Origin of the sequence: Vibrio profundum, from assembly GCF_050337555.1 — a bacterium.
GTDB classification, from domain to species: Bacteria; Pseudomonadota; Gammaproteobacteria; order Enterobacterales; family Vibrionaceae; genus Vibrio; species Vibrio profundum.
In genome coordinates this window covers 172,823-192,861 of the sequence record NZ_JAKJTA010000010.1, presented here as the reverse complement: position 1 = coordinate 192,861, position 20,039 = coordinate 172,823, and the positions used below count along the sequence as shown (strand labels likewise).

20 protein-coding genes are annotated in these 20,039 nt (G+C 44.5%); 10 read left to right on the top strand and 10 right to left on the bottom strand.

From position 1 onward, the window contains the following. Nucleotides 1-157: 157 nt before the first annotated feature. The 3 genes from L4C34_RS11625 to L4C34_RS11615 all read left to right on the top strand — a co-directional run bounded on the left by L4C34_RS11625 (nt 158) and on the right by L4C34_RS11615 (nt 4,278). On the top strand, nt 158-2,020 hold the full coding sequence (locus L4C34_RS11625; protein WP_428789500.1) for a potassium transporter Kup: 1,863 nt from the start codon (nt 158-160) through the stop codon (nt 2,018-2,020). A gap of 97 nt (nt 2,021-2,117) precedes the next feature. Beyond that, nucleotides 2,118-3,587, top strand: coding sequence for a sensor histidine kinase (locus L4C34_RS11620; RefSeq protein WP_428789499.1), 1,470 nt, complete (start codon nt 2,118-2,120; stop codon nt 3,585-3,587). Beyond that, on the top strand, nt 3,580-4,278 hold the full coding sequence (locus L4C34_RS11615) for a response regulator (RefSeq protein ID WP_428789498.1): 699 nt from the start codon (nt 3,580-3,582) through the stop codon (nt 4,276-4,278). Before L4C34_RS11620 ends, L4C34_RS11615 begins: the two co-directional genes overlap by 8 nt. A gap of 93 nt (nt 4,279-4,371) precedes the next feature. Here the strand turns inward: L4C34_RS11615 and L4C34_RS11610 are convergent, their stop codons facing one another. Continuing rightward, nucleotides 4,372-5,109 (bottom strand): substrate-binding periplasmic protein, encoded by a 738-nt coding sequence (locus L4C34_RS11610; protein ID WP_428789497.1) that lies wholly within the window; start codon nt 5,107-5,109, stop codon nt 4,372-4,374. Nucleotides 5,110-5,295: 186 nt separating this feature from the next. Here L4C34_RS11610 and L4C34_RS11605 point away from each other — a divergent pair, with 186 nt between their 5' ends. Beyond that, entirely contained in the window at nt 5,296-6,147 is an 852-nt protein-coding gene (locus L4C34_RS11605; RefSeq protein ID WP_428789496.1) for a TauD/TfdA dioxygenase family protein, read from the top strand. A gap of 16 nt (nt 6,148-6,163) precedes the next feature. Here L4C34_RS11605 and L4C34_RS11600 read toward each other — a convergent pair whose 3' ends face one another. Both L4C34_RS11600 and mlc read right to left on the bottom strand, forming a co-directional pair. Beyond that, nucleotides 6,164-7,108 (bottom strand): chemotaxis protein CheV, encoded by a 945-nt coding sequence (locus tag L4C34_RS11600; RefSeq protein WP_428789495.1) that lies wholly within the window; start codon nt 7,106-7,108, stop codon nt 6,164-6,166. A 94-nt stretch (nt 7,109-7,202) separates the two neighbouring features. After that, a complete protein-coding gene (gene mlc, locus L4C34_RS11595) occupies nt 7,203-8,420 on the bottom strand; it encodes a sugar metabolism global transcriptional regulator Mlc (protein ID WP_428789516.1) in 1,218 nt (405 codons plus the stop codon). 304 nt (nt 8,421-8,724) lie between these two features. Between mlc and pyk the strand changes: the two genes are divergently transcribed. Then, nucleotides 8,725-10,167 carry a pyruvate kinase gene (gene pyk / locus L4C34_RS11590; RefSeq protein WP_428789494.1) on the top strand — a complete coding sequence of 481 codons (1,443 nt, stop codon included), beginning with the start codon at nt 8,725-8,727 and terminating at the stop codon, nt 10,165-10,167. 99 nt (nt 10,168-10,266) lie between these two features. On the opposite strand, the gene L4C34_RS11585 is transcribed toward pyk, so the two are convergent. Further along, on the bottom strand, nt 10,267-11,412 hold the full coding sequence (locus tag L4C34_RS11585) for a patatin-like phospholipase family protein (RefSeq protein ID WP_428789493.1): 1,146 nt from the start codon (nt 11,410-11,412) through the stop codon (nt 10,267-10,269). 18 nt (nt 11,413-11,430) lie between these two features. After that, entirely contained in the window at nt 11,431-11,523 is a 93-nt protein-coding gene (cydH, locus tag L4C34_RS11580; RefSeq protein ID WP_428789492.1) for a cytochrome bd-I oxidase subunit CydH, read from the bottom strand. A 135-nt stretch (nt 11,524-11,658) separates the two neighbouring features. Between cydH and L4C34_RS11575 the strand changes: the two genes are divergently transcribed. From L4C34_RS11575 to L4C34_RS11565, 3 genes are all read left to right on the top strand, one after another. Continuing rightward, nucleotides 11,659-12,240 carry a porin family protein gene (locus tag L4C34_RS11575; protein ID WP_428789491.1) on the top strand — a complete coding sequence of 194 codons (582 nt, stop codon included), beginning with the start codon at nt 11,659-11,661 and terminating at the stop codon, nt 12,238-12,240. 212 nt (nt 12,241-12,452) lie between these two features. After that, the gene (locus L4C34_RS11570; RefSeq protein WP_428789490.1) at nt 12,453-13,910 is read left to right on the top strand and encodes a sodium-dependent transporter; all 1,458 of its coding nucleotides are present in this window, start codon (nt 12,453-12,455) and stop codon (nt 13,908-13,910) included. Nucleotides 13,911-13,913: 3 nt separating this feature from the next. Next, nucleotides 13,914-14,015 (top strand): MetS family NSS transporter small subunit, encoded by a 102-nt coding sequence (locus L4C34_RS11565; RefSeq protein ID WP_428789489.1) that lies wholly within the window; start codon nt 13,914-13,916, stop codon nt 14,013-14,015. A 110-nt stretch (nt 14,016-14,125) separates the two neighbouring features. Here L4C34_RS11565 and L4C34_RS11560 read toward each other — a convergent pair whose 3' ends face one another. Together L4C34_RS11560 and L4C34_RS11555 are read right to left on the bottom strand one after the other, a co-directional pair. Then, entirely contained in the window at nt 14,126-14,524 is a 399-nt protein-coding gene (locus L4C34_RS11560; protein WP_428789488.1) for a hypothetical protein, read from the bottom strand. Between the two features lie 107 nt (nt 14,525-14,631). Then, complete coding sequence (locus L4C34_RS11555) at nt 14,632-15,282, bottom strand: Vat family streptogramin A O-acetyltransferase (RefSeq protein ID WP_428789487.1); 651 nt, start codon at nt 15,280-15,282, stop codon at nt 14,632-14,634. A gap of 79 nt (nt 15,283-15,361) precedes the next feature. Here L4C34_RS11555 and L4C34_RS11550 point away from each other — a divergent pair, with 79 nt between their 5' ends. Further along, the gene (locus tag L4C34_RS11550) at nt 15,362-16,072 is read left to right on the top strand and encodes a substrate-binding periplasmic protein (RefSeq protein WP_428789486.1); all 711 of its coding nucleotides are present in this window, start codon (nt 15,362-15,364) and stop codon (nt 16,070-16,072) included. On the opposite strand, the gene L4C34_RS11545 is transcribed toward L4C34_RS11550, so the two are convergent. Beyond that, nucleotides 16,069-16,989, bottom strand: a complete 921-nt coding sequence (locus tag L4C34_RS11545; protein ID WP_428789485.1) for an SDR family NAD(P)-dependent oxidoreductase — start codon at nt 16,987-16,989, stop codon at nt 16,069-16,071. The two genes, L4C34_RS11550 and L4C34_RS11545, sit on opposite strands and share 4 nt — an antisense overlap. 116 nt (nt 16,990-17,105) lie before the next feature. Between L4C34_RS11545 and L4C34_RS11540 the strand changes: the two genes are divergently transcribed. Beyond that, nucleotides 17,106-17,552 (top strand): MarR family winged helix-turn-helix transcriptional regulator, encoded by a 447-nt coding sequence (locus L4C34_RS11540; RefSeq protein WP_428789484.1) that lies wholly within the window; start codon nt 17,106-17,108, stop codon nt 17,550-17,552. A 365-nt stretch (nt 17,553-17,917) separates the two neighbouring features. On the opposite strand, the gene L4C34_RS11535 is transcribed toward L4C34_RS11540, so the two are convergent. Together L4C34_RS11535 and L4C34_RS11530 are read right to left on the bottom strand one after the other, a co-directional pair. Then, nucleotides 17,918-18,385, bottom strand: a complete 468-nt coding sequence (locus tag L4C34_RS11535) for an RDD family protein (protein WP_428789483.1) — start codon at nt 18,383-18,385, stop codon at nt 17,918-17,920. Then, nucleotides 18,385-20,007 carry a PTS transporter subunit EIIC gene (locus tag L4C34_RS11530; RefSeq protein ID WP_428789482.1) on the bottom strand — a complete coding sequence of 541 codons (1,623 nt, stop codon included), beginning with the start codon at nt 20,005-20,007 and terminating at the stop codon, nt 18,385-18,387. The genes L4C34_RS11535 and L4C34_RS11530 overlap by 1 nt, the downstream gene beginning before the upstream one ends. Nucleotides 20,008-20,039: the final 32 nt, after the last annotated feature.

The window sequence follows — 20,039 nt, the reverse complement described above, 5'->3', positions numbered from 1 at the left end:
GATTTTGCAAAGTTTAAAAACTTTATATTTTCTTTATATTTGTCCCTACAAAATATACTTCAACTTTATATTGCCCCTGATACTCTGCCTGCTTCCGTAACAATATGAGGTATTGTGTAGATCCTAAGCAAAAAATAGGCTGCACATATGACACACAATGCAAAATCAAAAACAGTCTTTATTGGTATTAACCTACCTGTCTATTGGGATTGTATATGGTGATATCGGGACCAGCCCCCTATACGCATTCAAGACAATGTTCGATGGTGAACACGCCGTCGCCGTTACCCAAGCCAATGTTTTTGGTATTCTCTCACTCGTATTCTGGACGTTTATTCTCACCGTCTCTATCAAGTATTTATCCCTAGTAACCCGCGCCTCAAATAAAGGTGAAGGTGGGATTTTAACCTTAGCCTCTCTCGCCCACGGCTCTGCGCCGAAGAAACTAAAAATGGGAGTGCTATTTTTGGGTATGTTGGCCGCAGGCTTTTTCTTTGGAGAAGCCATTATTACCCCGGCCATGTCCGTGCTCTCGGCTGTTGAAGGCATCACTGTCGTCAGCCCCGAACTGCAACCTTTGGTTATTCCGGTCGCAATTGCGATTATCTGCGCACTATTTGCCATTCAAAAACATGGCTCAGGAAAAATTGGTCGTTTGTTCGCGCCGATTATGCTGATATGGTTTATATGCATTGGCTTAGTGGGCATCGCCGCCATCGCACACAACCCTGTGGTTCTCAATGCGTTAAACCCAGCCTATGCGGTAGGTTTTATCCTGCATCACGGCATCGCTACCTTATTTACATTGGGTGTCGTCGTGTTAGCGGTTACAGGCGTCGAAGCACTTTATGCCGACATGGGCCATTTTGGCATCAAGCCAATCCGCCTCGCGTGGTTCTTTTTGGTTATGCCATGCTTGGTTTTGAATTACTTCGGCCAAGGCGCACTTGTGCTGCATGATGCCAGCACCATTAGTAATCCATTCTTTATGCTTGCGCCTAAGATATTACGCCTGCCGTTTATTCTATTGGCAACCTTCGCTACCGTAATTGCGTCTCAAGCGGTTATCTCTGGGATTTTCTCTCTGACACGCCAAGCGATCAATCTAGGTTTCTTGCCTCCGGTGCGCATTCATCACACCTCGACCCAAGAACAAGGCCAAATCTACGTCCCTATCGCCAACTTCTTACTATTTGTGCTAGTTATCGCGGTAGTGGCAGCTTTTGGTAGCTCAACGAAACTGGCCGCGGCTTACGGTATCGCGGTGACTTCAACCATGCTTATCTCCTCGCTATTCTTAATTGTGGTGGCGCTTTATCACTGGAAATGGCCAGCCTCTCGTGTTCTCAACTACGCGATTTTAATGGTGACCTACGACAGCCTAATGTTTATTGCCACCTCATTAAAATTCACTGATGGAGGATGGCTGCCTCTCACCATAGGCACGATTGTGTTCCTATTGATGATGAACTGGTATCAAGAGAGACGCAGGCTCAGCTTATTGTTGAAGCATCCGTTGTCTGTCGGTGCCATGGTTGAAGGATTGGAGCAAAAACGCTGGACTCGGGCCTCTGGGACCGCGGTTTATTTAGCGCGCAATGAAAACCAAGCTCCGTCATCATTGATCAACAACGTTAAGTGCAATGAAATTCTGCACGAAAGGAACGTGCTACTGACGTTCAAATATTCCGACAACCCGCACATTCACCCACTAAAACGTATTGAACTGAAACGCTTGTCACCAACCTTTTGGCAAATGATTGCTCATGTCGGTTATCAAGAAACGCTGGACATTGAACAAATCTATCAGTGTTGCTGCACTAAAGAGCTGTCGCTGCACCCGGATGACACCGTCTTCTTTATGTCTGCAGAGAGAATGAAAGTGAAACCCGTCAGCCTTTGGCACGATCTCAAGGCGCGTCTATTTATTTTGCTCAGCCGCAACGCCCTACGCACGTCCGAGCGCTTGTGTGTACCACACGACAAGCTCATAGAGATCGGCGTCCATCTAGAAATTTAACCGCACAGAAACATTCCTCGTCACGCAATAGCCTAACTTCATGGTAGGCTATTGTCGTTTGACCCAACTCAATACCTACTCGTAGATTCTAAAAGTCATGACTGCTTTATCTGTTAATTGGACGGAAAGTACTAAAGTGCTGTTCTTGTCCGCTCTGTATGCCTTAGTGATCTATATTGGCGTGCAATTTCGAACGATCATTATCGAAACTGACACAGCCATGCTATTGTTACTACTCAATATTGTTGGTGGATTTTGGCTAAAAGACAAAATTGCTTATACCATGACGGCGTTAAGCATCGCAGGGTTTCTGTTCTTTGTATTGCCCGAGCATAATTCGTTTAAATTCCAGAACTATCAACATTTAATTACCTTCACTGTCATGGCCTTTAATGGCATCTTCGCGGTGAAAATCACTCAATCTCAGCAAGGTGAACTGAAAAAAAATGTGGCACTCAAGTCTGAGTTAAAGAGCCACTATGGGCTGGCATCGATTCTAGCTTCCAAAAACGAAAGTATTGAAATAGCACAATCGTCAATTTTGCACCTTGCCAATCATTATCAAATCAAGGCTCAGATATGGCTCACACACCCACAATTGTATTGTCTCTCACATAACCCCGAATTCTGGCTTGATGCTTACCAAACTCAGGTGGAAGAGTTCGTTGCTTCTCAAGCTCCTCAATCCACGAAACTCGGCCCAAACCTAGAACTTCACCCTTTACATGGCCAAACTGAGTTACTCGGTGTATTAGTGATCGAATCCGACTCCATAGAGTTATTTAATCCGATTTTAAGTTCCCTGATCAGCTTATCGCTCGCCCGTTCAGAAGCCAACCAAGCTTTAACCCAAGCGATAGAAGCCAATCAAATGGAGAAGATGCGCAACACCCTACTCGCTGCCGTTTCTCACGATTTAAAGACACCTCTTGGCTCCATCATTGGTTCCGCCACCACATTAAACGATCAAGATATTCGCCTGCCTGAAGAAACTCGACAAGAGCTACTATTATCCATCGCCGAAGAGGGGTATAGTCTCAACCGAAGCCTAACCAAGCTACTCGATATTAGCCGCTACAGCGTAAAAGTACTGGTGCCAAAACGTGAGTGGGTTGAACCTGAAGAAATTATTGGCAGCGCTATCAAACGCGTGGAACGCTTACTTAGAGAGCACCCTATCCAGACATCCGGCGAGCCAATGCTGGTTTCACTGGATTACGCATTAATCGAGCAAGTGGCAACCAACTTAATCGAAAATGCCGCCAAATATAGCCCTCAAGGCAGCCAAATTGACATCACGACTTCGTATAAACAAGGGAAGTTTATAATGCAGATCGCCGATAGAGGCTGCGGCGTCGCTCCAGAAGATACTCAACGTATTTTCGAGCGTTTTTATCGCTCAGAAGACACGAATGCCAAAGGAACAGGGCTTGGTTTGGCGATTTGTAAAGTGATCATCAGCGCCCATAATGGGCAAATTACCGTATCACCTCGTCCTGAAGGCGGATCAACCTTTACGGTTGAAATCCCCTGTGAGATATATTGCTTAACTGATATTTATGAATAGTGACCTCAAAATTCTGATTGTTGAAGACGAATCTCCCATTCGCCGCTTCTTAGAAGTATTGACCACAGGACATGGCTACCAAGTGAAAAGTGCCGCCTGCGCTCAAGAAGGCCTGCGTTATATTGCCACTTGGCAGCCAAACTTGATCCTGCTGGATCTCGGTTTACCTGATCTTGATGGCCTTGATCTCACCCGTGAATTAAGAACCTGGACCGACACCCCGATTATCGTTATCTCCGCCCGAGATAAAGAAACAGACAAAGTACTAGCACTGGATGCGGGTGCTAATGACTACCTCACTAAGCCTTTTGGTAGCGAAGAGCTACTGGCTCGTATCCGAGTCGCTCTGCGCATCAACGCTCACCAAGCCAACCAAGAAGTCAGTAGTTATCAGTTTGGTGACGTTGAAATAGACTTAGCCATGCAAACCGTCACCCGCCAAGGTACATCGATCAAGCTCACCCCCAAAGAATTTAAAATCCTCGCTTTTATGGCCAAAAATATGGGTAAGGTACTCACGCACAAGCAGATTTTAAAAGAAGTTTGGGGTGGGAATTATACTGAGCACGCACACTATGTGCGCATTCATATTGCTCAGCTTCGACATAAAATTGAGCATTCTCCTGCTCAGCCCAAGCATATCGTCACTGAAAATGGCGTCGGTTACCGCTTAATTACCGATCACGAATGATACCTAAAACGGTGAGATCCTGACTCAGCTCTCACCATCACAAGTAAACCCTCTGTTTGATCAGTCCTTAAGTTGATCGGTCCTTAATACGCGCTAATTGAGGCCATGCTTCTTCATGATCTCGTTGTAACTTCCTGAGTCTTTCATTGTTTTAATTTGCTTATTAAATTCATCAAGATACGTTTGAACATCAGGGTAATTTTTTGAAGCCATCAAGAACAAGCCACCTGTCGTAAACGGTTTCGCTAGAGAATCGAAATCTTTCAAATCAAGTTTTTTATTATCGTTAATAAACGCAATACCAACTAAGCGACTCAATGGGACAAAATCCGCCCGCCCAGCTTTAAGTTTCTGGAAGCAATTTTCCAGCTGTTTAGCTCGAGTCAAACGCACCGTCTTATCATCAATCAAATGTTGAATGGAACTTGGCGTATAGCCCAGTGGCAAACATGCTGTCGTGCCCTTCAAGTTATCCACGGAGAGTGTTGAACCTTTGGCAACAAACGCGACAGTATTGGTGGTAAAAACCGCTTCACTAAACAAAAAATCTTTCTCGCGCTCTGGAGTTTTCAAATACGGAAAGGTCGCAAAATACTGTCCCTTCAGTGTGCTGTCGTAGCCACGTTTCCAAGGTTGGAATGCTATATCAACACTACTGACACTTTTCATTCCTTTAAAAGCAGCTTCAATAATATCCGTTGCCACGCCCCGATTTAACAGCTTTTTACCTGTGAATGGCGGATACTGATCGCCCGTGACCAACTTGATATCCGCCGCGTACACCGACGCACTAAAACAAATTAAAGACCCTAGTAGTATTAAAACTCGCATATCGACATCCCTTCTTTATAGTTAAATAAAAAATAGATATGCTTAAAAAATACGTCAAACTTATAAATAGGGAAGATAAGTGCTATACGCACGGTTATTCATGAAATGCTTATTACTATTAATGTGTTAGCTTATTTTAAAAAAAGTTCATATATTAGAGATCATTCCCTTAATTAGAGAGTAATCATGCACATTACACCGATTGGCTCACACCTCGGCGCGCAGATTACTGACGTGAAACTCAATAATCTACCTCCTGAACAATTCCAACAGATTTACCAAGCTTTTCTCCAATATAAAGTGCTGTTTTTCCCCAAACAAACATTGTTAGCTCAGCAACACTTAGCTCTTGCACGCGCTTTTGGTGAACTAGAGCCTGTACATCCGTTTTTCCCTCATCTTGCCGAAGCAGATCAAGTCATCGTGCTCGAAGTTGGCCCAGGTAAACCTCCGGGAAAGAGTTTCTGGCACACAGATCTAAGCTGGCAAGCCATCCCTTGCAAATGTTCGCTACTACATGCTCACGCATGTCCTGAAGGAAAAGGAGATACCATTTGGAGCTCGATGGAAGCAGTATGGCAGAGCCTTCCTGTCAATGAGCAGCAGCAACTAAGGAACTTCACGGCATTACACCAGCTGCACGCATTTGAGGGAAGTCGCTATGATAGCATCGACCACGAAGGCAACAGTAAAGTTGCCACCGCCAGCCGCAATATTGAGCCTGTTCTCCACCCAATGGTGATTCAACACCCTGAGACTGGTAAAGAATCCCTGTTTATCAACGAACAATTCACTTCACATATTATCGGCCTTGATCCACAAGACAGTGAACGGATACTCACTAGGCTTTTTCAAATGGCTCGTAAAGAAGAATTCCAAGTCCGTTTGCAATGGCAAGTTGATACGCTAGCGATTTGGGATAACCGATGTACTCAGCACCTAGCAATCACAGATTATGGCGAACAGCCAAGACGATTGCACCGAGTGAGCGTCCAAGGCGAGCGATTACTCGCGACCAGCCTCGGCAGAGAAAAGTGAAATAAAGAGAAAAAAGTTAAGAAAGGATTTGCCGCATGCGCTCTTGTACGACTTCTACCAGTAAGTCGGGCTGAAACTTGGATATAAACCGATCACAGCCCACTTTTTCAACCATAGCCTCATTGAAGCTACCACTTAAAGAAGTGTTTAATACTATATGTAAGTCTTTCATACGCTGATCGTTACGCACTTCGAATGTCAGCTTATAGCCATCCATTTCCGGCATCTCAGCATCGGTAATCATCAGTAGGATTTGATCCGTCACTGTTTTACCGCCATCAGCCCAAGATTGTAATAAGTGCAGCGCTTCAAGCCCGTCTCGGCATTCAATGATATTGAGCCCTAACTGAGATAGCGTCCCTTTTACTTGTGAGCGTGCCGTTGACGAATCGTCCACTATCAAAACATTTCTGCCGTTGATTTCTTGGGAAAGATTACTATCGAGTACACCTTCCGATATGGAGACATCGTAATCTACGATTTCTGCCAGTACTTTTTCGACATCAATAATTTCGACAATTCTCGGCTTATCGTCGTCTTGGATTTGGGTGATTGCCGTCAGGTAAGTGGCACGGCCAGTGGTCTTCGGCGGAGGCTGAATTTCAGTCCAAGCCGTGTTCACAATATTTCGCACCTGCCCTACTAAGAAACCCTGCACACTTCTGTTGTATTCCGTAATGATCAAGTTTTCCTCTTGCTCTTCTATTCGAGAAGGTGGAAAACCGATGGCACTTCTGAGATCAATCACAGGTACAGCCAAGCCTCGCAGAGATGCTACCCCAGTAATATGGTGATGGGAGCCCGGCATTTTAGTTAGCATAGGGAGTTTAATCACTTCCTTCACCTTAAACACATTGATGGCGAAGATCTGCAAACTATTCAAACTAAACAATAAGAGTTCGAGTCTATTTTCTCCAACCAAATTCGTGCGCTGGTCAACGGTATTTAACACTCCAGACATGTGGGCACCTACACAATCGTATCTATATCAAAAATAGCCCATAGCAGCCTGCTAAGACAGAAAATTCACTTAATATTCGTGTGATCGAAATACGTTAACCTTCCACTACACGCATCAAAAGCTGCCCATCATACAACGCCTGCTTAATTAAAGCGGCGCCTGGCATAGTCGCTTGCTTGTAGAATCGGGATTCCACAATCGACAATTGTTGATGATAAGAAGGGTGAGTTTGCTGGTCAACGCACTGTTGGATTGCGGGGTAGAGAATATGTTTTGCTTGATTAATCACCCCACCAATCAGTATCTTCTCGGGGTTGAACAAATTCGTCACAATCGCAACTGCCCTACCCAAATAACGCCCCAAAGTCTCAATGATATCCACCGCTAAATGATCCCCCTCCTCTGCCGCTTGGCAAATGGCTTCAATGGTGATGTCAGCGTACTGAGACAACTGAGACGATTCTCCTGCAGCAATCCGACTCATAGTGTGCTCACGAATGGCTTGCGAACTGGCGACCGTTTCTAAGCATCCTCGGTTACCGCAATGACATTTAAGGCCATTTGGATCAATTTGGATATGACCTAACTCGCCAATGTTGCCAAATCGGCCTTGTAAGACCTCACCATCAAGAATAACGCCTGCGCCGACCCCATGATGGATAGAAATGAGAATCGAGTTGTCTGTGTCTTGTGAGTGGCCAAATAACTTTTCAGCCAGTGCCCACGCTCTAGTGTCGTTAGCGACAAACACAGGCATCCCAGTCGCCTTAAAAATCTCAGGGCCTAATGCGAAGTTTTCGACATTGAAATGGGGCATGCGCAGCACGACTCCTGCCTCCGAGTTAACAAGCCCAGGTAAGGTAATCGCAATACTTGTGACCCGCTCTAACTGATCTGCATAAGTTTGAAAAAAATCATCTATTTCATGAAGCAAACGAGCAAGGAGATCATCTTGATCTACTTCGTGGATGTCAATCTTGGTGTCAATCAACACATCTCCGCCCAGCTCATGCAGTGCGAGCGTCAGATAACCACGCCCTAATCGCATCGACAAAAATTGCCAACCGCGATTATCGACCTGCAGCCCGATTGCGGGGCGTCCGCGACAAATCGCTTCTTGCACCGTCGTTTCATGTACAAGGTGCGCTTCAATGAGCTCACGGGTAATTTTGGTAATACTCGCAGGGGCTAAACGACTCTGCTTAGATAAATCAATCCGGGAAATTGGACCATTTTGATCAATGAGTTTATATACACGACCAGCATTGACCTGTTTGATATGATCAATATGGCCTGGGTGCGCCATGTACATTCGATACTCCGACATTCGATAACCCGGTAATTTTTTTACTTTGCGAACTAATTGTGAAGCCTTTTACTGGCTGAGCGTGATAGGTGTCACGTATAAATCCTCTACCTTCGCTCCCCTAGCCAACAAGCAACTAGTATTTAACAAAAGTCACCACATTCAGTAACAAATTTCGCGTCACGCAGACTCGATACGCAAGTGATGGATTAACTCAACTTACACCCAATTCTGGAGCGTATACTGATAATCAATAAGTTATTCCCTATAAACGGATTTAGGATATGCCCCACTCACCTAGGAGAAAATAATGACCACTACGCTTAGGCGGACAAAAATAGTGACGACACTCGGGCCCGCTACCGATAAAGATGACAACTTAGAAAGAATCATCACCGCGGGGGCAAATGTAGTCAGACTGAACTTTTCACATGGCTGTGCACAGGAACATAAACGGCGAGCTGAACAAGTCAGAGAAATTGCTGCCAAGCTTGGTACACATGTCGCTATTTTAGGTGATTTACAAGGCCCAAAGATCCGTATTTCCACGTTTAAAAATCAAAAAATCACGCTTAAAGTGGGGGATAATTTCACTTTGGATGGCGACCTTGAGAAAGAACAAGGCCATCAACATGCGGTGGGGATCGACTACAAGGACCTTCCTAAAGATGTGACCTCTGGGGATTTATTATTGCTAGACGACGGCCGAGTACAACTCAAGGTGACTTCCGTCAAAGGAAACCAAATTCACACCCAAGTGGTGCTTGGCGGTCCATTATCCAACAATAAAGGCATCAACAAAAAAGGCGGTGGATTATCTGCCGAAGCACTAACAGAAAAAGATAAGCAAGACATCCAAGTTGCCGCAGAGATTCAAGTCAACTACCTTGCTATTTCGTTTCCCCGTAATGGCGCGGACATGCAATACGCGCGAGATTTGGCCGTAAATGCAGGATTGCATGCAAAGTTAGTGGCCAAAGTCGAACGTGCTGAGACCGTCGAATCCGAGGCCAACATTGACGACATTATACTGGCCTCAGATGCTGTTATGGTCGCTCGCGGCGACCTTGGGGTAGAAATTGGCGATCCAGAACTGGTTGGGGTACAAAAACAGCTAATCAGACACGCGCGACGCCTCAACAGAACTGTGATCACTGCGACGCAAATGATGGAATCTATGATAGAGAATCCAGTCCCTACCCGCGCAGAAGTGATGGATGTGGCCAACGCCGTGCTCGACGGCACGGATGCGGTCATGCTTTCAGGTGAAACGGCTGCGGGAAGTTACCCTGTTGAAACCGTGACATCAATGGCCGAAGTCTGCTTAGGGGCCGAGAAAATGGCGTCGATCAACCGTTCGACCTACCGTATCGATCGCACATTCCAATCAGAAGAAGAAACCATTGCGATGTCGACCATGTACTCTGCAAACCATTTACAGGGCGTCAAAGCCGTGATCACTTTAACTGAATCAGGCAAAACTGCGTTAATGATGTCTCGTATCAGTTCTGGTCTCCCTATTTTTGCTCTATCGCGTAATAAAGAGACACTCGCTCTGACCACCTTATTTCGCGGGGTCTTTCCAGTGTATTTTGATTATACGGGAGATGCAGGTCTGCCCACTGCGCAAGCTGCCGTTGACACTTTATGCGAAAAAGGTTTTCTCAATCGAGGAGAGCGAGTGATCATCACTCAAGGAGATATTATGGATGTGATTGGTTCAACCAACTGCATGAGAATTCTTTCCGCTTAAAAAGCTCGCTCATCGAAAGTGCATTCATAAAAACGCCTGCATTGAAAGAACTGTGCATCGCAATTCACGACCTATACCATATAAAAAAGGAGCTCGACCTCAATGATGGCTCCCTTTATACGCTCGATTGAAGTCGGCGACAAATCGGGCACCAGCCTTGAGTCCAAGATCATAGTCATAAAGCAGGTTTTCTTCCTTACTCATCAATGAGTTTGATCGTAGCGGCTCATCAGGTTTTATTTGCACAATAAAGCAGTCGTCAGGCGGCGCATTTAAAAAGTTCTGAGTGAGAGAATACGTTTGAAAATGGACCATCAGCATGTCTGCTAGCCCAGAATCGAATTTATCACCGAGTAAGTGGCTCAGTCGATATACGTCATCAGCACCGAATAACCAACGGCCACCATTTAAAGATTCCAAGTGAAAGTGATCTTTTTTCTGCAGCTTTGAGCGCTCGACTTGTTGGAAAAAAAAGCCGCTCCAGTCAGATTTCCATTGTTGTACCCTTTGGCCCCAACGTTCTTGAATACTGTTAAATGAATCTTTGAACCATTCAACCTCAGACGCTGGGACAGAAACTTGGGAGCTTACGCCACCTTGGGGAATATCCTGGCCTTCAGTTCTAATCACAACAATACAGCGTGCATTGCTACGCCATGCTTGCTGTACCGGAATCGATGCCGACACACCACCATCCACAAAGAACTCTCCATCGAGCTCTATTGCAGTATGATACAGGCGAGGTATCGCACACGTCGCAATCAAAATGTCATACCAGTCTTGTCGATAAATCGGAAAGTAATGATCGTGATAAGACTGAGCATGAGTCACAGCAGCAAAGGCTTGCCTTTGACCTAAAACTTCCCGCCCTTTGGCTATATCTAGATGATAGGGAAAATCACAAATAATATCGAGCGCCCAGTTAAGGCCAAGAAATTGCTTTTTGCGAATATAACGCAACAGATGAAAAAACTTAGGCGAAGTCGTTAAATCTAGAATAAACGAACGCCCCAATCCACTTTGCCGAGACAAGAAGGCACACAAATTAAGGGCACCTGCCGATGTGCCATAAAACTCATGAAAAGGGTCAAAATTAGCTAAGATAAAGGCATCTAATACTCCGGAAGTAAAAATCCCTCTTTGGCCGCCCCCTTGAGCGACCAACGTATTCTTGCCACCCGTGAACTTGCTGAGCCGATCAAGATCAACGGAAGACGAAAAATTGGTAATAATGCCACTATTCACTGAGGGCACCAACCTTATCTAATACTGGCTTACGACAAGCGCACCAAAACCAAAAAGCACGGCAAACGTCACTGCTGCAACCAGCAACGCAAATTTAAAATCCTTATCCATAAAATCCTCCTATGTAACTAACAAATTAATAACACCTGTGTGAGGTATCTTCAATTATTGATGTTTTTTTATGCTAGATTCTGGCGTGGCTATCACACTTAAAAAGTTCACTGGCGAAGTAAGTGCAAGATAGCAATGAAAACAATCTCTCAGTTAATGATACTCGGATGTATGCTAGCCACCTCCCCCGCATCGGGGAAAACCTACCTCACTCCATGGGCTGGTTACACCTTAGGTGGTGAAGTTAAGGATCAAAATGATACCGAATACCGGATCAAAGGCTCAGAGAGCTTTGCTTTCTCTTTGGACAACGATTTTGACAATGGTCGCATCGGGCTTTTCTATTCCTACCAAAAAAGTAAAGTCAAAAAACTGAATGTCGACACCAATATGCAGTATTTGCTCTTTCAAAGCAGCATTCCCTATGAGTTGGCACAAGACTTCTTTGGTTATATGGGCGCAGCGGTGGGCGGCTCATACATAGATGCTGACTGGACCAACGATTATGGGTTCGCAGCTAGCATATTCGGTGGGTTCGAATATCAAATGTGGCAGAACTTATACGTTAACGGACAAGTGAGATGGCTTGGCACCAGCGTCGATGGCAATACCTCCGGAGCTTGCACACTTTCCGGATCGAGTAGCTGCACCGTCCAATTTACGACCGATTGGGTAAACCAATATGCCGCGAACTTCGGTCTTACGGTTGTTTTTTAGACAAGCGTGAGGTACAACAATAACTAGAGGCTATGATAAAAACAAAAAAATACTTGTGATGGATGAAATAGATACAATGATCTATCTCTGTTTGATTAGGCAGGAAGCCCTTTTACGACTCGACTCACTTGGCGACACTCTATCTCCGCCCCTACTCGCCTCGCTTTCCATGCCTGACTCACCCTTTATGATTAAAAACTGGGAGTAGTGTTATGCAAAGAGAACAATGGGGATCACGGACTGGCTTTATTTTAGCCGCCGTCGGTTCTGCCATAGGGCTGGGTAATATTTGGCGATTTCCTTACATGGCCTATGAAAACGGCGGCGGCGCGTTTTTCATTCCTTACCTATTTGCAATGATCACCGCCGGCATCCCTTTTATGATTCTAGAATTCAGCATGGGTCATAAAAATCGAGGCTCCGCGCCTACCACTTTGACTAAAATCAATAAGAATTTCCAATGGCTGGGCTGGTTCCAAGTAGGAGTCGCAGCCACCATTGCCGTTTATTACGTGGCGGTAATTGGTTGGGCCATCTCGTACTTAGGTCTATCTTTCACTCAAGGTTGGGGAACCGATACCAACAGCTTCTTTTTCAAAAGCTACCTCGGTTTGGGTGACAATTCACCGACCAATTTAGGTAGTATTCAGTGGAACATTGCTTTCGCGATGCTCATTGCTTGGGCTATCACCTACTTCACAGTGCGCAGCGGCGTTAAATCGGGCATTGAAAAAGCCTCAAAAATTATGATGCCTATCCTATTCATCATGGTGGTTCTACTGATCGCCCGTATGATCTTTTTACCTGGCGCACTAGCAGGGGTGAACTACATATTTGAACCTGATTTTAGCAAAATTTGGGATGTCAAAGTTTGGGCAGCGGCCTATGGGCAGATATTCTTTACCTTAAGTATTGGCTTTGCCATCATGATTGCCTATTCCAGCTATTTGCCTGATAAATCCGATATTAGTAACAATGCGTTTATAACAGTGCTGATTAACTGCGGATTCTCGATCCTAGCAGGTATCATGATCTTTTCGGTGCTCGGATATATGGCGCATGAACAAGGCAAAGCTTTAACCGATGTTGTTTCATCTGGCGTGGGATTAGCCTTTGTCACTTTGCCGGCAGCGATTAACTTACTGCCTGCTCCTTACATTTTAGGTCCACTCTTTTTCTTAGCTCTCGTGGTCGCAGGATTGAGCTCGCATATTTCCATCATTGAGGCCGTCACCTGCTCCATTATGGACAAACTCAAGTGGAGCCGGAAAAAAGCCGCCAATATCGTTGTTGGACTCGGCTTTCTTATTTCCATGGCGTTCGCCACCAATGGCGGTATTTTATTACTCGATTTGGTCGATCACTTTGTCAACAATGTAGGCATACTGACCAGTTGCTTGATTGAAATTATCTTGATGGCTTGGCTGTGCAAAATTGCTGATGTTCGTGACTATGCCAATAAAATATCCGATTTTCATATTGGGTCATGGTTTGATATCTGCCTTAGGTTCATCACACCCATTATTCTCGCTATCATTGTCGCGACCAAGTTCGTAGCCTTGTTTACCACAGGCTATGGTGGCTACGACCTCACTCTAGGCTGGGTACTCATGGCAATATTGCTGATACTAGGCTTACTAACCAATATATTGAGTAAACGGGAGGAATAAACTATGACGACCAGTGCTGTAATTATGATGCTATTGGGGCTTGGTATTACTTGGGGTGGAGCCGCGTACTGCATCCGAAGGGCAATGAAAAAATCAGAGTCCTGAAATCATAGCCCTAAAATAAAAGTCTTCGATTAGGAAACTACGCGGTCGGATCGTTGCCCTACCGCGAGTTTCCATCATTTAAATTCAGAGCAAACGTTAAGTGAAAGCCATTAATGAAAACAATGCCAACGATTTTTTACCACAACTAAGTAAGTCACATATGTACCGAAAACTAAACTTATTATTGTCATTCCCCACGATTGACCTTGATACAGGTTATACACCGCGCTAATAAACATGGTTAAGAACATCCCATACACGGCCCATTTTCGCCACAACCACACACCAACGGTAAAAATCAGGCTAATAAAGCTTGCCGCACTTAAAATGTAGATATCCGTAACTTCAATTGAAGGGGTTAAAGCCAATTCAGACCAAAACTGAACAATATCTTGGGCGTAAATAGTCATCACCAAAGTACCGATTAAACTGCTGGTAAAACCAACAATCAAATAAGCACTTAACCAAAAGCCTCGTTTGTTTGATTCATAAAGTGTGCTGTCTTGCATCTGTATGCTCTCATACCTAGTCATTCATCTATTCGAGCTTACCCCAATAGCATTAGACGGGCAAAAAGCTATTAAGACCTTTACCCTTAATTCTTCCCTTTGGACTTTTATATTATTTCAGGTTCAGCATTTGCGGCGCATAACTCGTCAAGATCACGATTAACAATTGCCTGCAAGTTTCGACTGATCTTTTCTGCAGACCAATCCCACCAACGAATTGCTGAAAGCTGCTCAATTACATCTGGCTCGAATCGATACCGAATCACTTTCGCCGGATTACCACCGACGACGCTATACGCCGGAACATCACCAGTGACCACGGATTTACTCGCGACAATCGCCCCATGACCAACTGTAACCCCAGGCATAATCGTTGTTTCATATCCAAGCCACACATCGTTCCCGATAACCGTGTCACCTTTATAAGGCAGCTCACCTTCGTCAGGTATTACGGACTCCCAGCCGTTACCAAAAATATAAAACGGATAACTCGAAAATCCCGATGTCTTATGATTTGCGCCGTTCATAATGAAAGTCACACCCTTCGCAATCGCGCAAAACCTCCCAATTCTTAACTTATCGCCGATAAATGGAAAGTGATATAACACATTGTTCTCAAAGTTACTCGGCCCGTCAGGATCGTCATAATAAGTGTAATCACCAACAATGATATTCGGGGACGTCACATAGTTTTTCAGAAAGCCGACTTGTGGAAAGCCTTTCATTGGTTCCTGGTCGTTTGGGTTTGGGCCTACCATCTCGCCTCCTTTGTTCATTCATATTTTCGGTAGTATTCTATACTTTGTCCTATCTGCACTTTTTGAGCTCAGTAGTAGTATGAAACTTTTCCCTGTTCTATTGACTTGTTTAGCAATCAGTACTCCAGCATATGGGGAGCCTCACACCGTAAAAGCCTCAACAGGTGACTGGCCGCCTCACCTCTCACAAAAAATGAACAACGGTGGGCCACTGTTAGATAAAATCAATCAAGCTTTCGCGCTAGAGGATACTCAGTTAGACGTACAATGGTATCCATGGAAACGAGCCAAACTATTAGTGAAAGCCAATACGGTAGATGTGTCTTTTCCGTGGTCGAAAGTAGCCCAAAGTGAAAAGGCATTTTATTTCAGCGATCCCATTTTGGAGTCACGCGTAGCTTTCTTCCACCTGAAATCCGTTAACTTCACATGGCAAGACTATAACGATTTAAAAGGCAAAACGATTGGTGGCATGTTGGGGTATTCTCGCTCAGAAAAACTAGGTGCACTAGCTACGCAGCATGATTTTACCTTTAACCCTGTACTCTCGGAAATGGCCAACTTGAAAAAGCTTTTGCTCGGCCGTATCGACGCGTTTCCTTGTAATGTCGATGTCTGTATGGGGCTTATCAAAACAATGCCTACGGAACAAGCCGCGCAACTGACTTTCAACGATCAGAACTACCTATCGCAACACAAACTGTATTTAATTGTTTCTAAAACAAACCCCAACGCACAACAAATCTTAGAAAGTTTTAACCGTGGTTGGAGCCAAGTGTCTAAACCCTAATTGAACTTCTGGCGAATCGCCTCTAAGTTTTGCCACAATTGAGCAGATTTCACTTCATTCATTGCAATGTCACATACTGGTAAGTTCATATAACCCATCGTATTGTGATAATAACCACCATTTCTTAGGTTATTTTGAGTGGCACACATCAATGACGTTTGTGCACCCAATCGAGGAGAGATTAGCAATAACCGCCTTCTCAACTTCCCTAATCGACTTTCGTTTTCTCCTCCGAGCCCAGAATCTACGACTCCTGGATGCACTGCATAGGTTTCTATTTCAGGATAGCGCCTAGAAAACTCTTTCACCCACCACAAGTTTCCCAATTTACTACGCGGATATAAGCCTTTCTCGGTTGAATTAGGTAAGCATTCTTTCGCAAAAAAGTAGATATCTCCCGCTAACATGATAACTCTTGATTGATGACCCAATAACCCTTGGTCATATAACCCTTTAATCAACACGTGATGGCCTAACACATTGACTGCGAAAGACAATTCATAGCCTTGCCGTGATTGAGAGTATTCAGAGGTCGCAACACCCGCATTCGCAACCAATATATCAATAGGGCGGCCTGCAAGCTTAGCTACGAGAGCCTCGATTGCCAATTTGACACTGCTTAAGTCAGACAAATCGAGGGGAATAAAATAAGGGCGAACGCCCGTGCGACATTCAATATCATCGAGCGCACTCACAGTCTTATTGCGGTCACGTGCCAATATCAATATTTCCGCCCCACGTTCAGCAAGCCCAACACAGGTTTCTAATCCAATACCATTGTTGCCGCCCGTTACCACTGCCAGTTTCCCTTGTAGATTTGGCGAACTAGGACATATTTGAGTGAGACTTCCCTGTTTCCATAAACACTTCCAAAGTCTCAGAATATTCGATTTAGGCGGCGTTGTTATCTTACTCATAGAAACCTCATTTTCTCGGTTGCAATTATCGTTTTCTCAAGCAACAATATAGTTGACTAGATCAACTATTAATCTATCAATATAATTGACACTGTCAACTATATTTTGAGGAAGAAATGAACGATATAATCTTACTAAGCTCTCTATTCGAGCTGATACACTCAATAAAAAGCGAATTGAATCAAGAAGTAAAGAAGCAAAACATTGACTTGGCGCTCACACATACGGTCACTCTAAAAATTATTGGCAAGTACCCTGAATGCACCCCGCAAGAGATTGCTGTCCTGCTAAACCGAGACAAAGCTCAAATCACTCGGGTAACTAAAGATCTACTTGCCGAGCAACTGATTATAAAAGAACCAAACCCTGCCGATAAAAGGAGCCACTTTTTACGCCTCACTGATCAAGGGCATAAAGCGCTCGAGAGAGTCGCCCCAAGTGAACAAAAAATCGCGCGATTGATGACTTGTGGCATGGAACAGGGTGAAATCGAAAAGATCACCTGCTCTTTAAAAAACATGACAAAGAATTTAAAAGAAAGATCGACAATTGAGACCAAGTAAATCGAGTTCAAAAACGTAAAAAAATTATTCGCGAACAGGATTTATGCGTTTCCTTGCAACGTTGATGTGTGTTGAGCACTGCTTAAGACGTTGCCTGACAAAGATTCTTCACAAATTCCCTACTACGATAAGCACCATATTTCGCAACACGATCTCTATTTAATCGTGTCTAAACAAAACACCAATGCGAAAGAAATATTGAACCGCTTTAACTCTGGTCTTAAAAAGGTTCAATAGAAAGAAAGTGGGGAGCGGGAGGCCGGGATAAAACTCGCATGATTTCCTCCTCTGTGGACATACAAAAAGGCCTGCGATAGACGCAGGCCTTATAGGCAATATTCAGAACATTCCGTCAAAAGTGAAGGTCAAAGACCGACCACCTTCGTTTCATTCCTGTTGTCATGCCACGGAGCTTTTGAATGAGCAAAATACTGAGCCGCACTATATACAGGATAAGCTCCAATCGTCGCAATCGTCAGTACTGCCTTTTCAAATTCTCTCTTGAGGTATATACGCTTTGTCGGCAAGTTTCCGTCTAAAGTAACCACTCTCAGCCCCAAAAAGTAACGCGATAAAGAGTTACCTACATAGCGGAAGCACACCCAGTGGTACCCTACGTATATTCCGATAAAAATTAACAATATAGAAATATAAAATGTCAGAATAACTGGAAGTGCCATGGCATCATTGACTGATAGCTTCAAGCCAAGCTCTTTACCTAGGTAGCTAAAGCTACCTAGGAAGATATCGCTGACTATCTGAGCAAACATTTGCACGATGGACAGGTCGATAATAAAAGCACCAAGCCTTTTGTACTTCAGTGAAAAGCGCATTATTTACCTAAGCGAGCATTAATTTGCGATTTATACGTCGCCGCTTGTGCGCCATAAATGGCTTGAATACCAGTGTCTCCGACTTTTACCAAGCCTTTAGCACCTAATTCTTTCGTCCAAAAATCGTTATCTTTCACCAAGCTGCCATCTTTAACCGTGATGCGTAGGCGAGTAATACAAGCATCTACATCGATTAGGTTATCTTTGCCGCCTAGCGCCGCGATCATTGCATCAGCCATTTCGCTGCCGCCTTCAGAACCCCCAGCTTTCGCGTTACGGTAATCTTGTTTTGAGACTACAGCCACTGCACTGCCTTTACGGCCTGGTGTCTTAATATCAAACTTAAGGATGTACCAGCGGAACACGAAGAAGTAAATAAACGCATATGCGATGCCAACAATAGGGATAAAGTACCAGTTGTTATGCGTTCCCGTCAGACCCGGCAGCATACCAAATAGAGTAAAGTCAATGAAGCCACCACTAAATGTCATACCTACTTTCACGTGCAGCAAGTCCATCAACATGAAGGACAAACCTGCTAGTGGCACGTGGATGAAGTAGTACAGTGCTGGAGCCAAGAATAAGAAAGTAAACTCAATCGGTTCTGTGATACCCGTTAAAAACGCAGTTAGTGCAACAGAGAATAGAAGACCACCCGCCGCTTTCTTGTTTTCATCATCTGCAAGGGTATACATAGCGTATGCAGCGGCTGGAAGGCCGAACATCATGAACGGGAATTTACCTGTCATGAAGTTTGTTGATGAGAAGTGCGAGAAATCACCAGAAGCAAGAGAGGCAAAGAAAATATTCTGCGTACCGTTCACGACGTGACCTGCGATTTCAGCAGAACCACCAATAGAAGTCTGCCATAGAGGAAGATAGAACACGTGGTGCAGACCAACAGGAATCAAGGCACGCTCAATAATACCGAAGATGAACGAGGCAATGAAGCCGTAGCCTGAAGCTGTCAATTCACCTAGCGCATTACCAATAGCACCAAATGCGGCACCAAAGAATGGCCAGATAAACGTTAACGCAATACCATAGAAAAGGGCAGCAAATGCAGCAATGATCGGAACATAACGAGCACCGCCGAAGAAACCTAGGTAATCTGGCAACTTAGCTTCACGATATTTATTGTGTAGCACAACCGTAATCGCACCAGCAATAAGCCCCCCGAATACACCCATACTCAGTGTATTGTGAATACCTAGCATGTCAGTAAGGATCCCTGAGTAGTGATGCCCCATCAACAAAACGGTGTTAGTGTCCGCATCAATCATGCCACCAACAACTAACGTCTTAGCGATTGCCACGTTCATCACTAGGAATGCAATAAGAGCAGCAAGGGCTGCAGCGCCTTTTTCTGCTTTAGCAAAACCAATTGCAATAGCAAGTGCAAACATCACTGGCAGGTTCGCGAATACGATACCACCAGCGGCCGTCATTACTTGAAGAAAGCTGTTTAAAACGGTGCCATCTTGGAGGGCGGTGAAGTTATAAGCGTTCACCATCGTTGGGTTGGTAAAACTACCACCAATACCTAGCATGATACCGGCGGCGGGTAGCAAAGCTATCGGCAGCATGATTGCTTGCGACAGCTTACTAAAAAAACCTTTCATGTTTCTGCTCCTGATAAATTATTAGAATTTTA

Coding starts and splice junctions, on each gene's coding strand:
- L4C34_RS11625 (WP_428789500.1), top strand. CDS start 158: ATGCAAAATCAAAAACAGTCTTTATTGGTATTAACCTACCTGTCTATT.
- L4C34_RS11620 (WP_428789499.1), top strand. CDS start 2,118: ATGACTGCTTTATCTGTTAATTGGACGGAAAGTACTAAAGTGCTGTTC.
- L4C34_RS11615 (WP_428789498.1), top strand. CDS start 3,580: ATGAATAGTGACCTCAAAATTCTGATTGTTGAAGACGAATCTCCCATT.
- L4C34_RS11610 (WP_428789497.1), bottom strand. CDS start 5,109: ATGCGAGTTTTAATACTACTAGGGTCTTTAATTTGTTTTAGTGCGTCG.
- L4C34_RS11605 (WP_428789496.1), top strand. CDS start 5,296: ATGCACATTACACCGATTGGCTCACACCTCGGCGCGCAGATTACTGAC.
- L4C34_RS11600 (WP_428789495.1), bottom strand. CDS start 7,108: ATGTCTGGAGTGTTAAATACCGTTGACCAGCGCACGAATTTGGTTGGA.
- mlc (WP_428789516.1), bottom strand. CDS start 8,420: ATGTACATGGCGCACCCAGGCCATATTGATCATATCAAACAGGTCAAT.
- pyk (WP_428789494.1), top strand. CDS start 8,725: ATGACCACTACGCTTAGGCGGACAAAAATAGTGACGACACTCGGGCCC.
- cydH (WP_428789492.1), bottom strand. CDS start 11,523: ATGGATAAGGATTTTAAATTTGCGTTGCTGGTTGCAGCAGTGACGTTT.
- L4C34_RS11575 (WP_428789491.1), top strand. CDS start 11,659: ATGAAAACAATCTCTCAGTTAATGATACTCGGATGTATGCTAGCCACC.
- L4C34_RS11570 (WP_428789490.1), top strand. CDS start 12,453: ATGCAAAGAGAACAATGGGGATCACGGACTGGCTTTATTTTAGCCGCC.
- L4C34_RS11565 (WP_428789489.1), top strand. CDS start 13,914: ATGACGACCAGTGCTGTAATTATGATGCTATTGGGGCTTGGTATTACT.
- L4C34_RS11560 (WP_428789488.1), bottom strand. CDS start 14,524: ATGCAAGACAGCACACTTTATGAATCAAACAAACGAGGCTTTTGGTTA.
- L4C34_RS11555 (WP_428789487.1), bottom strand. CDS start 15,282: ATGGTAGGCCCAAACCCAAACGACCAGGAACCAATGAAAGGCTTTCCA.
- L4C34_RS11550 (WP_428789486.1), top strand. CDS start 15,362: ATGAAACTTTTCCCTGTTCTATTGACTTGTTTAGCAATCAGTACTCCA.
- L4C34_RS11545 (WP_428789485.1), bottom strand. CDS start 16,989: ATGAGTAAGATAACAACGCCGCCTAAATCGAATATTCTGAGACTTTGG.
- L4C34_RS11540 (WP_428789484.1), top strand. CDS start 17,106: ATGAACGATATAATCTTACTAAGCTCTCTATTCGAGCTGATACACTCA.
- L4C34_RS11535 (WP_428789483.1), bottom strand. CDS start 18,385: ATGCGCTTTTCACTGAAGTACAAAAGGCTTGGTGCTTTTATTATCGAC.
- L4C34_RS11530 (WP_428789482.1), bottom strand. CDS start 20,007: ATGAAAGGTTTTTTTAGTAAGCTGTCGCAAGCAATCATGCTGCCGATA.